20 protein-coding genes and 1 tRNA gene are annotated in these 11175 nt (G+C 50.0%); 17 read left to right on the forward strand and 4 right to left on the reverse strand.

Annotation, left to right across the window (positions count from 1 at the left end; all coding sequences use genetic code 11):
- The first annotated feature begins 8 nt into the window (after positions 1 to 8).
- The 10 genes from Y5S_RS17010 to Y5S_RS17070 all read left to right on the forward strand — a co-directional run bounded on the left by Y5S_RS17010 (position 9) and on the right by Y5S_RS17070 (position 5409).
- The gene (locus Y5S_RS17010) at positions 9 to 203 is read left to right on the forward strand and encodes a hypothetical protein (protein ID WP_035234813.1); all 195 of its coding nucleotides are present in this window, start codon (positions 9 to 11) and stop codon (positions 201 to 203) included.
- 16 nt (positions 204 to 219) lie between these two features.
- The gene (locus tag Y5S_RS17015) at positions 220 to 744 is read left to right on the forward strand and encodes a hypothetical protein (protein ID WP_035234733.1); all 525 of its coding nucleotides are present in this window, start codon (positions 220 to 222) and stop codon (positions 742 to 744) included.
- A gap of 33 nt (positions 745 to 777) precedes the next feature.
- Positions 778 to 966 carry a carbon storage regulator CsrA gene (gene csrA / locus Y5S_RS17020; RefSeq protein ID WP_035234734.1) on the forward strand — a complete coding sequence of 63 codons (189 nt, stop codon included), beginning with the start codon at positions 778 to 780 and terminating at the stop codon, positions 964 to 966.
- Positions 947 to 1564, forward strand: coding sequence for a phage head-tail adapter protein (locus Y5S_RS17025; protein WP_035234736.1), 618 nt, complete (start codon positions 947 to 949; stop codon positions 1562 to 1564). Before csrA ends, Y5S_RS17025 begins: the two co-directional genes overlap by 20 nt.
- Before the next feature lie 235 nt (positions 1565 to 1799).
- Positions 1800 to 2222, forward strand: a complete 423-nt coding sequence (locus tag Y5S_RS17035; protein WP_035234739.1) for a hypothetical protein — start codon at positions 1800 to 1802, stop codon at positions 2220 to 2222.
- On the forward strand, positions 2219 to 2458 hold the full coding sequence (locus Y5S_RS17040) for a hypothetical protein (protein ID WP_035234740.1): 240 nt from the start codon (positions 2219 to 2221) through the stop codon (positions 2456 to 2458). The genes Y5S_RS17035 and Y5S_RS17040 overlap by 4 nt, the downstream gene beginning before the upstream one ends.
- Positions 2459 to 2461: 3 nt before the next feature.
- A complete protein-coding gene (locus tag Y5S_RS20190) occupies positions 2462 to 3469 on the forward strand; it encodes a hypothetical protein (RefSeq protein ID WP_407921421.1) in 1008 nt (335 codons plus the stop codon).
- Positions 3470 to 3794: 325 nt separating this feature from the next.
- Positions 3795 to 4415, forward strand: a complete 621-nt coding sequence (locus Y5S_RS17060) for a hypothetical protein (RefSeq protein WP_035234743.1) — start codon at positions 3795 to 3797, stop codon at positions 4413 to 4415.
- Between the two features lie 21 nt (positions 4416 to 4436).
- Positions 4437 to 4724, forward strand: coding sequence for a hypothetical protein (locus Y5S_RS17065; RefSeq protein ID WP_035234745.1), 288 nt, complete (start codon positions 4437 to 4439; stop codon positions 4722 to 4724).
- A gap of 262 nt (positions 4725 to 4986) precedes the next feature.
- A complete protein-coding gene (locus Y5S_RS17070) occupies positions 4987 to 5409 on the forward strand; it encodes a hypothetical protein (RefSeq protein ID WP_035234747.1) in 423 nt (140 codons plus the stop codon).
- Between the two features lie 53 nt (positions 5410 to 5462).
- Here the strand turns inward: Y5S_RS17070 and Y5S_RS17075 are convergent, their stop codons facing one another.
- From Y5S_RS17075 to Y5S_RS17085, 4 genes are all read right to left on the reverse strand, one after another.
- Entirely contained in the window at positions 5463 to 5789 is a 327-nt protein-coding gene (locus Y5S_RS17075) for a tetratricopeptide repeat protein (RefSeq protein ID WP_052041680.1), read from the reverse strand.
- A gap of 39 nt (positions 5790 to 5828) precedes the next feature.
- A complete protein-coding gene (locus Y5S_RS17080; RefSeq protein WP_156107840.1) occupies positions 5829 to 6023 on the reverse strand; it encodes a hypothetical protein in 195 nt (64 codons plus the stop codon).
- Positions 6024 to 6169: 146 nt separating this feature from the next.
- Entirely contained in the window at positions 6170 to 6337 is a 168-nt protein-coding gene (locus tag Y5S_RS19780) for a hypothetical protein (protein WP_156107842.1), read from the reverse strand.
- A 385-nt stretch (positions 6338 to 6722) separates the two neighbouring features.
- The gene (locus Y5S_RS17085; RefSeq protein ID WP_035234749.1) at positions 6723 to 7097 is read right to left on the reverse strand and encodes a hypothetical protein; all 375 of its coding nucleotides are present in this window, start codon (positions 7095 to 7097) and stop codon (positions 6723 to 6725) included.
- Positions 7098 to 7398: 301 nt separating this feature from the next.
- Here Y5S_RS17085 and Y5S_RS19785 point away from each other — a divergent pair.
- The 7 genes from Y5S_RS19785 (at position 7399) to Y5S_RS19900 (ending at position 11135) form a co-directional block, all read left to right on the forward strand.
- Positions 7399 to 7521, forward strand: a tRNA-OTHER gene (locus tag Y5S_RS19785).
- Positions 7522 to 7561: 40 nt separating this feature from the next.
- Positions 7562 to 7927 carry a hypothetical protein gene (locus tag Y5S_RS17090; protein WP_156107844.1) on the forward strand — a complete coding sequence of 122 codons (366 nt, stop codon included), beginning with the start codon at positions 7562 to 7564 and terminating at the stop codon, positions 7925 to 7927.
- A 12-nt stretch (positions 7928 to 7939) separates the two neighbouring features.
- The gene (locus tag Y5S_RS17095; protein ID WP_035234752.1) at positions 7940 to 8362 is read left to right on the forward strand and encodes a hypothetical protein; all 423 of its coding nucleotides are present in this window, start codon (positions 7940 to 7942) and stop codon (positions 8360 to 8362) included.
- Position 8363: 1 nt separating this feature from the next.
- On the forward strand, positions 8364 to 8744 hold the full coding sequence (locus tag Y5S_RS17100; protein WP_052041681.1) for a hypothetical protein: 381 nt from the start codon (positions 8364 to 8366) through the stop codon (positions 8742 to 8744).
- 39 nt (positions 8745 to 8783) lie between these two features.
- Entirely contained in the window at positions 8784 to 9053 is a 270-nt protein-coding gene (locus Y5S_RS17105; protein WP_156107846.1) for a hypothetical protein, read from the forward strand.
- A complete protein-coding gene (locus Y5S_RS17110; protein WP_035234755.1) occupies positions 9053 to 9793 on the forward strand; it encodes a hypothetical protein in 741 nt (246 codons plus the stop codon). The genes Y5S_RS17105 and Y5S_RS17110 overlap by 1 nt, the downstream gene beginning before the upstream one ends.
- Positions 9794 to 9887: 94 nt before the next feature.
- Complete coding sequence (locus Y5S_RS19900; protein ID WP_035234757.1) at positions 9888 to 11135, forward strand: type IA DNA topoisomerase; 1248 nt, start codon at positions 9888 to 9890, stop codon at positions 11133 to 11135.
- The last annotated feature ends 40 nt before the right edge of the window (positions 11136 to 11175 follow it).

Genomic DNA, 11175 nt, shown 5'->3' on the forward strand with positions numbered 1-11175 from the left:
TGACTGTTTTGCCCGAGAAAATATCTTATGAAGAGATGCTCCAGCAGCTTGAGAGCAAGGGAATCAAGGTCGTAGATGGCGCTCGACGCCTCTATGCAGCTCTCAATAACGGGGTGGCTGCGGACGTAAACGGCACCACTGGCCCTGTGAGAATTAAGCTGGTGGATGGCGCGGTCGTCGTAGAAGAGCAAACGCTCCACTAGGCAGGGTGAGAACGTCATGAAGCGACAGAAATACCCTGCATCCATAGTGAAGGTCGGCGCTGTCCTCTACAGAGCCCATGGCTACGAATATGACGGGCGGATCAAAGTGGACGTGGACGAATGGATAGTTCGCTCTATCCAGCGCAAGCGGGGAGCTAAGTCGCGCTTTGGAATGACCTTGCCTCGATCTCTCCAGGAAGATGCTGTCTACGTGAACGTGACCGAGAGGGTACAAGGTATTACCTGGGGAAAGCGGTCTTCCAAGCATGGCGATGTAGGTTGGCTCAAATCCATTTCTCAAGAATTCAGAGACCAGTTCAAGGTAGGCGAAGACCTGCCACCGGGGCTCTACACAACAAAGCTGGCCGCTCTGAAGTATGCACTGGCAACAGAATTGGAGTCAGTGAAGTGGTATGAGAACAAGCTGAAGGAAAAGCTGCCAGTTGATGAACGGCAAGAATGTGAAGAAGAACTGGGCGAAGTGAGGCGGGTTATAACGGCGTTGAAAACTCGAATTACTAAGGCCCGGAAAACAAAATAAAAAAACGCTTTATTGAGCAAGAGGAGTAATAGCATGTTGATTTTGACACGCCGTATAGGCGAAACACTGATGGTTGGTGACGATGTAAAAGTTACCGTTCTCGGGGTTAACGGCAACCAGGTACGGATCGGCGTCGATGCCCCGAAAAACGTAGAGGTTCATCGCGAGGAGATTTACCAGCGAATAAACGCAGAGAGAAGCAATGTTCACCAACAACAATGAGCAATACCATTCGCTCGTCGTGGGGACTTCCGGAAAAGGCAAGTCTGTCATGTCAGAACGAGCGAGAACGAGGGCAAGACTCGAAGGACACCTGCTGGTGGATACCGAGATGTTCCGGGACGGGAAGGGTCTAAAGCCCTACGAGTATGAGTATGCACGTCGCCTCGTCCATGGATTGGATGGACGCCTGCCGCGAGAGCTGCGGAATAAGCCGGTAACCATCATTTCGGACATATCCAGGCCCCGGAAGCGCAAGTGGGAGCCCAAGCATCTGGTAACCACCGTGAATGGCATTACCTTGGACAGAAGGCTGATTCGGGACGCCTGCATCCAACTGGAGGCGTTGTCAGGGATTTGGCTCAATCAGCCGCAAATCATCAAGCTAATGGAGGGAGCAGGCATTGATGAAACGCTGGCGGAATACGGTGAGACCGAAACCCAGATAAGAGAAATGCTCGCTGAGGCGCTCTCTATGGAGCTGATAGGGCGTTCGTGGCCCAACTGCGGCTCTCTCTACAACAGCGCGGAAAAAGCTGATACCGGCTTTGCTGAGGCGCTTGATAAAGCAGCGGAAGCTGCCGGTTATCAAGTGAGGTAGGCAATGGTGAAATCGTATTGGCTCATGGATCAGCACGGAAATGTGGCAAAAGAGAATGTGCAGGCTAACTCGCACGTTGAAGCGCTAACGAACACATTCAGTGTGGCAGGTCAGGATTTAATTAAGTGCGGCCCTTTCAGGTACGACTATGTGTCAGAAACCTTGGATAGAGAGGCAGCAGTAGTCGAACGTTTCTATTGGAAGCGACGCAGCAATAAGGGCGGCAAATGAAACCATGGTAAATCTGAAAAAAATAACTTTGGTACTGCTGGCGGTGGTAGCGACGTTTGCGCTGGTCACTGTTTTTGCCGTATTTCGGGTCGGCCACCAGCACCAGGAGGCCGCTATCGCGTTCTGGGGCGACCAGTACGCACCGGATGAAGACGATGGCAGCGTGGACTGGGGGTTCGTTGGTAATGTCGTGATCCCCAAGGGCGGCCCGATGATAGCGACCGACATTGCCGGTTGCACGGATACACCCTTGCCAATGGTCCCCATCAAGGTCAATGGCGAGGGTAAGGGGCAAGTGCTTTGCGGTGTCGGATCCGATGCCATTGTTACCGGCTTCGATGTGGAGAACATCCAGGATGCCGAACTTCGCGATGCTGTGATCGAGGTGCTCAATTCAGAATTCGGAAAAAGCGAGCTGGTCCAATGAACGTCAATAAACTCGCCGCAACTATAGTTCAGCTATTTCTGGTACTCGCCTTCGTTCTCGCGGGCATCGGTATGTTCGGAAAGTTCATTCAAGGCACAGATGCCGGATTCTACGCGCTGGCAGGGTATTCCCTGCTGGCCGCTATTGGCTGGCTTGTAGTGTTCTTCGCAATTGCCGCGACCGCGCAATGGTTTCGCCGGAGAAGCATCGAGTCGGCTTGCAACAAGGGTAAATGAGATATGACTGATAAAAAGAACCAAACTGGAACCATCCATGTCGAGCCAGTCAACAACTGGCGAGAGCTGGTGGTGACATTTCTTGCTCGCGCAGTCGCACTGACTGACGATGAAAGGAAGAAAATCGAGGAGGCCCTCCCGGAAGATGGGAAGGAACGAGCCACGGTGTCGATGCTGCATAAGAACCTTCGGGCAGGTGGTCATGATGAGCTGGCGGAGAAAATAGAGCCATTCATGCTTGAAGGCACATTTGGCCCGATTTTCGATAATGCAAACATGAAGGTGAAAATGTCCGTTCGCGACGAAGCTCCGAACTTCTTCATGGATGAAGCACACCTCCTCCACGACCCTGGGACATCGAAAGGATTCAACCGGCTTCGGATGAGAAACACCTTTGTCTCTGGTCTGGGAGGCTGGACCATTGGTGAGGAGTACGATGACCGCTATGACACCGAAGTCGGCGGAAACCAGCTACTCGTTAGCCAATCAATCAACGAGCAGGGCGAGATTGAGGGCGGGTTACCCACCTCGATGAGCATGGATGAACTTGCAGCTATCCCCAAGCGGCCAACTCCGCCTCAAATCGTGGACTACCAGGAAGACAAACGCTACACGCTTGAAGAGGCGGAAGGGATCGAGGAGTTGGCTCCTGTTGTGCAACGCCTTAAAGAGCGCATTGCTGAGTACGACGTTAAGCTGGCCGACAAGACCAGTTGGAAGATTGCTGAAGCCTACCAGCGCGACTTGGAAAAGCCTGAGCTGAAAGCCTTCAAGGAAGTTTCTCGCTATAGCCGCAAGTACGGTTTCCCCGTGGTTTGCACCTTGGGTGATAAAAGCGAGGAGCAGCAGCTCCATTGGGCCGCTTGCTTGCTTCTTGAAGTCGCTGGGACGTGGCCCAGAGAGGACATCCCAAAACAACTCACCTTTGAGCGAGGCACAGCCTTGTTTAACGATGCTCAGCAGCTCCTGGCTAATGGCCTTGGTAATGCTCGGCAAGTATCGGGAGGGTGAGTGTAGTGGGCATCTGTAGAACCTATGGAACAAGCACTCAGGCACCGGAATACAGTTCGACGAGCATAGGCACTCCGAGCTGGTCAGGTCTGCCTGAAGCCGAATTTACGGCGGAAATATCCGAAGACCTCCGGGTCTTTATTGAGTTTGAAGCTGCACGACAAGGACACAACGACAGTGTTCAGAATCGTGTTGGCGAGAACAGAGCATTTTTTCACGATGACTTCCTTGGTGGGTGGCCTCAGCGCATGTGGTCGAAGCATTACGAACAGGGCGTGGTGTCCCAGCGCACCCCAAGAGAACAGAAATCTAAGGGGCTTTGACCATGCAGTACGCTTACATGCAATTCACGAAAGACAGAAACTTCCTGGTGGATGCCAGGGAGCTGAGATACATAGAACAGATAATGGATGCTGAAGACCGTCAGAGAGCGGCAGAGCTGTCTGATACAGCGCCCTCAGAAGAGAAGGGTGACTACCGGCTTGCCGTTGTCTATGGGTGTTACATGCCGCAAGCAGATCTTAACTTCCCAACCAACGAAAAAGTGCGCCAGGTTGAGGAAGCGGTTGGCTTCGCTATGGTGACAGTACAAGATGCTGAAGTCAGATACCTTACGATTGAGGCGGTAAAGGTGTTTGATAACCCGCTCATCTCTACCTGCGGGCATAGCAAGGAACTCCACCGCTCGCAAAACATCGGATTTGCCGCGCTTGTTCAGATCCCAAAGGAAATGGTCATAGGCTCAGCCAGCACCCAAGCAGTGTCTGCGTTTCTTCGTTACAAAGAGCAGATGGACCTCATGAGCAACGTGTTAAATCGAAAAGGGGTGTTCGCGCTAAAGGCTGAAGAGAAAAGGATCCCCAAAGGCATAACACTTACCAAAGAAAATTGGTTGAATTATTTAGACGTTAACCGAGCGCTAAAAACAGCCAGAGACATTATATAAATCTAACAGGAACAAGCGTAAATGAAGTATTTGTGTATAAGCCGAGATAAACTTGGCTTGATGGTTATTGTGGGCTGTCTGCTCGTGTTCGGATATGACATCATCCTGTTGATTACTGGAGCTGAAGATGTCCGCAACCTTTATACTCCCAATAACCTGCCTGCCTCCGCCGCCTATTTTGAGTACAGAACAATAGTGACGGCAGAGATATTCGGACATCTGCTGTTCTTTTTGGCTGGATTACTTGAAGCTGCCAGAATGTTTTCACGGGCTCTCAAGGCGAGGCGTACTAAGCCAAAAGAGGTTTAGCCTCAAAGGTGCCATGCAAAGCGACTGAAGACCTGGTTAAGCAATGCCAGGTTTTTTTGGGTATACGGATTTAATGGTTGATGGGGTGAAGGTGCCCCATCAACCATTAAATCCGTATACCCTTTATTTTTAAGGCAAATGTTTTTCACTGAGAACACAGCAAAATGAATTAACGGCAGAAAAAAGGGCTCTTAATGACGCGGCAGGCTTCAGAAAGCATGCAAAATGCAATCATCGTTTAACAGAAAGGATAGATGCATACATGAACGCAGAAGAAGCATTACTTCAAATCTATATGAGAGAATTAGATACAAAGCGTCAAATAAAACATAATTCTAAATTTGACATATTTATGAGTACGGGGGCGTACCATTTAGAATTCGCTGTGTTGTCGTTGGCTATTAGCAAAGTAAATCAGGAATTAAAGAGTGCAGGTGTTGATATCGCGTCTTTCATAGACGAGATCCATAAATACATAAACGACATCATGGTAGATAGCATGGAAGGCTCGAACCAAGTTAAAGAGTTTGACCCGAACAACCCTAAGGAAGTAGAGGTGTCATGTTATAGCAGAACATTGAAAATGGTGAATGATAACCTGCTTAACCGTTACTACAACGCACTGCAAGCAGAAAGAATGAAGGAGGAGTTAGACAGAAAAGTCATTCGATTCCATAAAAAATGAAGACCTAAAGATATCAAAACGCATTCCTTGCTGAACAGGAATGCGCATGGACACTAATTGCCTTCTTCAAGGGCAGCGATTTTTGATTCTATGATCGGCAATCTCGCCCTGGCACCTCTGTGTCCTTTAGCGGCAGCTTTTGAATACCAAGTTTTTGCCTTATAAAAATCTTGTTTGACGCCCTCACCTTTTTCATACAGCACACCAAGCGTATAAGGCGCAATATCATGCCCTTCACTAGCAGCCTGCTTAAAATGCGTGATTGCAGATTTTGTATCGCCCTCTTCGAGCGCTGATACGCCTTTAAAGAACGCGTCATTCGCGCATACAGAAAAAGATAGAGTGATCGCAAAAGAGGACAAAAATAGCTTTCTTAACATAGGTATTTCCTATTCGTTTTTGGTAGTTAGGTCGGGGTATTAGTTACCCGTGTAATCATCTTTGGGAAGCGGCGACAAGCCTGCCTCCTCCATCAAATTCTGATACACCAATACGGTTGCATTATTGTTGGCCATCTTCGGGTGCTTTGCTATCCAGTTAAGAAGACTCCTCGCCATCACCGTGTCTAGCATCGCCGGCGTTTCAATGCGCTTTTTATCACGCGTGATAAACACGCGACACATGACTCCCCTTATAATCATTGGCAAGCGCCTTAGCCAAACGCCCTTCGCATGAAAAAGCAAGCTGCGTATAATTTACGCGCAGTATGATAGTTTTATCTTCGTTAACTGGCCTCATAAACACTCCTTGAGCAGCAATATCAGGCAGAAGCTGAGTCGTTATTAAGCGTCACTGGTGTCGATGCAGGACGATACTTTTTACATAACACAGACAGCGCCCTATCCATTGATTCATCCCACATATCATCCGTGCTTTGCGCCATTTTTATCAGTGTGATCAAATCATTTTTATCGACTGAAACTTGCATGACAACTCTCCACGGAAGATTAGAAATAACCCCTCTGTCGCCACTGGCGGGGATACCAGCCTATAAACACGGTTAAAATGATGAAGGCTTGCACATTCAGCTTATCCAACGTCCATCGCCATAAGGAACAAATGACTCAAGCGGTACGTTTGGGGCCACGCATGTGCCAGACGCAACTCTTAACTACACGATTACTTTACCTACATTGGTAATGTTCGCTATAAAACGGGAAATTAATAGTAGTGATTAAAGCCGTCCATAAAGGACATTGATTGGCATCAGCAAGCGCTTCTACATTCGCTACATCATAGCCAATGGATAAGCACTAGTTTTCGCATAGACACAGTGATTTTCGTCACTCTAAAGGCAGAACGACGTCAGACAATTAGTCCCTGTGCTGTGCGAGCAGCCTTTTACGCCAATACGCTTCAGTCGCAATCCCCTCCACGACTGGCGTTTCTATGTCGTAATAACGTTCCAGCCAACGTAGGATGTTCGGGATGTCGGAGAGTGAGCGTTTTGCCTGTTTCATATATGTATTCAAAATGGAATATATCTGTTTCTCTGTCGCTTGCAGACCGCGTATTGAATCCAACCATGGCGAAAAACCATTTGAGGCAATACTATAAGACTTGAACTCTTCGAAAGATGGCGGGGTAATATCCGCTTTTTTGTAAAGTAACACCTTGTCCTTAAATATCGCTCGCATAAACGCATTATAAGAAACAAAACTTTTTACTGTGTCGTCAGTATTAGACATGGTTATCCCCAGCGGTTGTTTTAACTGAGATTATTCTTACATCTTGGCTTTTTAGCGCTACAAAATAGCCAAAAAAACCCGGCAAAAGCGCCGGGTAAAGGGTTGGGAACACATGTATTTGGAGTGTTAGGTAAAAGATACCAAGATGTGAACTACCCACTTTAATTCAAGGAATTTAAAGTGGGCATCAGTGGTCTAGGCCACCTCATTTTTTTATGCTTCCTTCTTTACAGTATCATGATATGATGCTATAAAATGACGTGCAGGCAGAGTCTGCGCTATCCCTCTGCTTATTCGCATGGGTTCTGTAGCTCAGTTTGGTAGAGCGCTACGCCGCTACTGAGGTGGTTGCAAACACCGAAGTTATGATTTCGCGATAAAGGCTATATGGGGTCGGTCGCTGGTTCAAATCCAGTCAGAATCCAGTCGAATGAGCAGTTTTGAATATGACAAAAGGGTGTGAGATGTCCGAACAGAACAAAGAAACAGCCGTATTCTGGGTGCTTTGGGGTATAGGCCCCGTATGCGCCATGCTGGCCGTGGCTGCCAGCGGATGGCCGCAAATGCTGGGAGAGGGGTATCTGTCTTTCATGGCCTTACTGAACGCTGCCCTGGCCGTGGCCGCCGTGAACTCATCACGGCTACGCGACAAGCTGGCGCAAGCGCGTGTGGCGCGAAGAACACCTCCACTGATCGAGTGGGCGAGCATTGGTATTTCGATCCTGGTCGGCATCGCGCTGGGGAACCTCGTCCTGATAGTCTGCCCGGTCGTGTATGGTTTGTTGAAACACCGGTTTGAGCATCTCTATGTTCAACCATCGGAAAGCTAAGAGGTGGTTTCTATGTTGATACGAAACGGCGAACGGCTCTCCTTTGGTCAGATTCTAACAAGCCTATGTATGGGGATAGGGGTTGTCTCGGGAGCCATGCTGCTGTTCGCGGTTGCAATGGTCATTACCGAGTCTTTTGCCAGAGCTATCACTGGAGCCTCGTTTGAGGATATGCCGGAGTTCATGGAGCTGCTGAAGCACCTGGCAGTCATCCTCTCGTTCGCGATAGGCAGCAAGTATGCAGCTCGCGGCCTTGGTGCCGGAATTTCCGCATGGGCACTTTGGGCTGGAGTGCTGGTGGCCGTAGACTCAACGCTAGGTTGGATCCTGGGTATGACCTTTGAGTGGGAAGACGTTGCTATCATCGTAGGAACCTCTGGTATCGTATTCGGTGCAGAATGGATTTTCAGGAAAGCGGAAAGGGGCAAAGCCTGAAATGAAGAACCAATTTGCGGTGAGAAAGCCCTGTGCGAACTGCCCGTTTAGAAAGGATGACAAGGCTATCAGCCTCCAGCCGGGGCGACGCGAGCAAATAATCGAAGATCTTCTGTCAGGTAAGGACTCGACATTCCACTGCCACAAAACCGTCTATCGCAGCGATGGCCGCAATCACGACGAGGACGGAAACTATCAGCCGGTTGATGTGAGCCACTGCCCTGGCGCTGCTGCTGTAGCAAGAAAGTTCGGTCGGGACACAGTAATGGTTCAGGTAGCCAGCCGCCTCGGAGCAATCGGGCATGACCATTACGATGAGGCCCTTGAGCAAACCCTCGAACCAGAAGACCTCAACATCGACACAAAACGGGCAAGAATTTAACTCCAAGACCATCCAACTGAGCATCAACGAGGTGCAACCATGTCAGATGTCGAATTCAATCAAGCCAACAGCAATGAACTATCTATGAGGCAAGGGACGGTAGTGTTCGTCGTTTGCTACGTGGCACTCCTGGCATTCTTCCACGCCTGCTGGAAAGACCAGCTTGGACAGCCATTCTTCTCGGCAACTCCCCTCGAAAACATAACGACGCTCCTGGTGGCAGTGATACCCGGCGCGATGCTCCTCTGCGGCTTTACGATTGAGCTATGGGTGAAAGCCACCACTCGAAGGAAGGTGGGTCACGCATAATGGGGGTGAAGCCGTACAAGCCGGGAGAACACCCGGCAGGATTTGTTGGGTTTCGTGTGACGGTCGCCTACGGTGACAACTACCACCAGCGATACTTCAGCACAGTCGCGGCAGAAAGCCAGACGGACGATGACCCGTACTTTCGTTACCAGCGGCTGAGTGCTGAAAAGCAGGATGTTGAATGGCAGTTGGAAAGTTTGCGCTATCAGTACCAGCGATTCGTCACACAGAATCACCCAACAACCAAGCCAGAGCGCGGAGTCGGGGTCCACTGCATCACCGCATCTTTCTTCCTCGATAGGAGAAAGACCTGGCAGGCCGGGTTCACGGTGTCGCGGGATCAAAATGAAAAGGGACGCCGGAAGCCGAGCAAACGATTCACGTTCTGCACGAGGCCCTTCTCGCAGGTCTGGAGAGATGTCGTTTACTTCTGGGCAGATGAGCACGGGATTGAATCGTCTGACCGGGACCGCGTTCTTGCGTCACCTCCGGATCCTGAGCAGTTCAAGCGGCTGCGAAGGCGTATGAATGAGCATGATGGCTACGAAATCCCCGTAGAGGCCCTGTCAGCCGTTTTCGCGGAGCAACGGGCCGAGATTGCCCGTAAGCGCTCTCTTCAGAAAGCGAAGGAGATGAAACTCGCTGCGGGGGCGCTGAATCCACCAGATGACCATATCCAGGCAGAGATGGCTGCGTGGTTTGAGCGGGAAAAGGGAATGCTGGCGGAAAGTGAAAACTAATTGCTGACAACCAAACGCAAATGAGATAGGTTGCTAATAGTTCGTAGCTAAGCTGCGCATTTTGATGCTTGATAACTCAGGATTAGGAGTATATATGCGCTTATTGATCGCAGAAAAACCATCTATTGTAAGTACACTGAAGGAGTACGAGCTGCTCTCTCAGGATATTGAAGTCGTCTATACCTTTGGCATTGGCCTGTGGCGATACAAGCTGCCAAAATTGTCTTTTCCCAGCATTCCTTTTACATCTCCGCCTTCTTCTCTCCGCCCGCAGCGATTCAAACCGAGAAAACTACTTCTGGATGGTTCCGGGAAACCGATTATTTCACTTTCGGATACCCCTACCAAGGAGGAGCACCAGGCAGCGCTCGATCACCTGGTTAACTACTTGGCAGACAAAATGCCAAGCTATACGGAGGTTATCTGTGCAGTTGACTGTGACCGCACGGGTTACGGATCGGCCAACCAGCTATTGGAGAGAGTCGGCGGGGCAGGTGAGACGCCGATTCACTGCTTGTATCTTGTGTCTACGGACAGGAAAACGGTGGAAAAAGCCTGGGCCAAAAGAGCCGATAATAAGTGGGAGCCAGACTCGCTCGCGCAGCAGTTGGCTGACCAGCAAAACGCGAAGCAGACGTTCGATTACTGGTGGAACGCAAACTCGTCTGTGGTGCTTTCTGAGCTTTGTAAGTGGACTGGCCTGAAAGCTGAACCGCTAATATCGAAATACGAGCTGATGCTTATTGCGCTAATGGATTCGGAAGATCGCCCGCTGAACGTGGATGAAGTGATGCGCCTGATGGATAAATGGCGAGGAACGGGAAAATATAAGCAGGATGGATATATCGGTATTGGCAGCGCCATGTCCAGAATGGCTATATTTGAAAGCGCCTGTAGGCGTGGTGCCTTGAGCGTCAAGAGCGACGGAGACAAGAAACAGTACGCACTCTCACGCGCCGGGAAAGAGTTCGTTGAGAACCTTCACAAAAAGACCTTCGATCCAGACCTCCCCTTTCGCCTGGATAACTGGTGCCGGGGAAGTGACTATGCCGCTATGGCGAAGTACACCAGAACCGTATTTGGGCGGCAGCTAAGGCATCAGCGCCAAAAGTGGAGCGATGGCACGAAGTTGACTCTGGTGCAGTTGCTTAATGGCAACTGGGGGGAATTCAGCCGGTTCATCGCAAAAGAGGCAGGTGTCGAGCCAACGAAAGAAAAGGTGAGAGAAGCGTTTGAGATGCTACCAGCGGACGTGCAGGATGTTGCTTTCAAGCATGGTCTGAGCGATACCGTATTCTGCAACCGGGCGGAAGAAATCTTGCGGGGACGCTTGACTAAGTGAGGAGGGGAATCAGAGCCCGTGAGGGCTCTGCTAAATAGGA

Origin of the sequence: Alcanivorax nanhaiticus, from assembly GCF_000756665.1 — a bacterium.
Taxonomy (GTDB): Bacteria; Pseudomonadota; Gammaproteobacteria; order Pseudomonadales; family Alcanivoracaceae; genus Alcanivorax; species Alcanivorax nanhaiticus.

Coding starts and splice junctions, on each gene's coding strand:
- Y5S_RS17090 (WP_156107844.1), top strand. CDS start 7,562: ATGTCCGAACAGAACAAAGAAACAGCCGTATTCTGGGTGCTTTGGGGT.
- Y5S_RS17060 (WP_035234743.1), top strand. CDS start 3,795: ATGCAGTACGCTTACATGCAATTCACGAAAGACAGAAACTTCCTGGTG.
- Y5S_RS17015 (WP_035234733.1), top strand. CDS start 220: ATGAAGCGACAGAAATACCCTGCATCCATAGTGAAGGTCGGCGCTGTC.
- Y5S_RS17070 (WP_035234747.1), top strand. CDS start 4,987: ATGAACGCAGAAGAAGCATTACTTCAAATCTATATGAGAGAATTAGAT.
- Y5S_RS17095 (WP_035234752.1), top strand. CDS start 7,940: ATGTTGATACGAAACGGCGAACGGCTCTCCTTTGGTCAGATTCTAACA.
- Y5S_RS17035 (WP_035234739.1), top strand. CDS start 1,800: ATGGTAAATCTGAAAAAAATAACTTTGGTACTGCTGGCGGTGGTAGCG.
- Y5S_RS17040 (WP_035234740.1), top strand. CDS start 2,219: ATGAACGTCAATAAACTCGCCGCAACTATAGTTCAGCTATTTCTGGTA.
- Y5S_RS17065 (WP_035234745.1), top strand. CDS start 4,437: ATGAAGTATTTGTGTATAAGCCGAGATAAACTTGGCTTGATGGTTATT.
- Y5S_RS17025 (WP_035234736.1), top strand. CDS start 947: ATGTTCACCAACAACAATGAGCAATACCATTCGCTCGTCGTGGGGACT.
- Y5S_RS17075 (WP_052041680.1), bottom strand. CDS start 5,789: ATGTTAAGAAAGCTATTTTTGTCCTCTTTTGCGATCACTCTATCTTTT.
- Y5S_RS19900 (WP_035234757.1), top strand. CDS start 9,888: ATGCGCTTATTGATCGCAGAAAAACCATCTATTGTAAGTACACTGAAG.
- csrA (WP_035234734.1), top strand. CDS start 778: ATGTTGATTTTGACACGCCGTATAGGCGAAACACTGATGGTTGGTGAC.
- Y5S_RS17100 (WP_052041681.1), top strand. CDS start 8,364: ATGAAGAACCAATTTGCGGTGAGAAAGCCCTGTGCGAACTGCCCGTTT.
- Y5S_RS20190 (WP_407921421.1), top strand. CDS start 2,462: ATGACTGATAAAAAGAACCAAACTGGAACCATCCATGTCGAGCCAGTC.
- Y5S_RS17110 (WP_035234755.1), top strand. CDS start 9,053: ATGGGGGTGAAGCCGTACAAGCCGGGAGAACACCCGGCAGGATTTGTT.
- Y5S_RS19780 (WP_156107842.1), bottom strand. CDS start 6,337: ATGCAAGTTTCAGTCGATAAAAATGATTTGATCACACTGATAAAAATG.
- Y5S_RS17105 (WP_156107846.1), top strand. CDS start 8,784: ATGTCAGATGTCGAATTCAATCAAGCCAACAGCAATGAACTATCTATG.
- Y5S_RS17085 (WP_035234749.1), bottom strand. CDS start 7,097: ATGTCTAATACTGACGACACAGTAAAAAGTTTTGTTTCTTATAATGCG.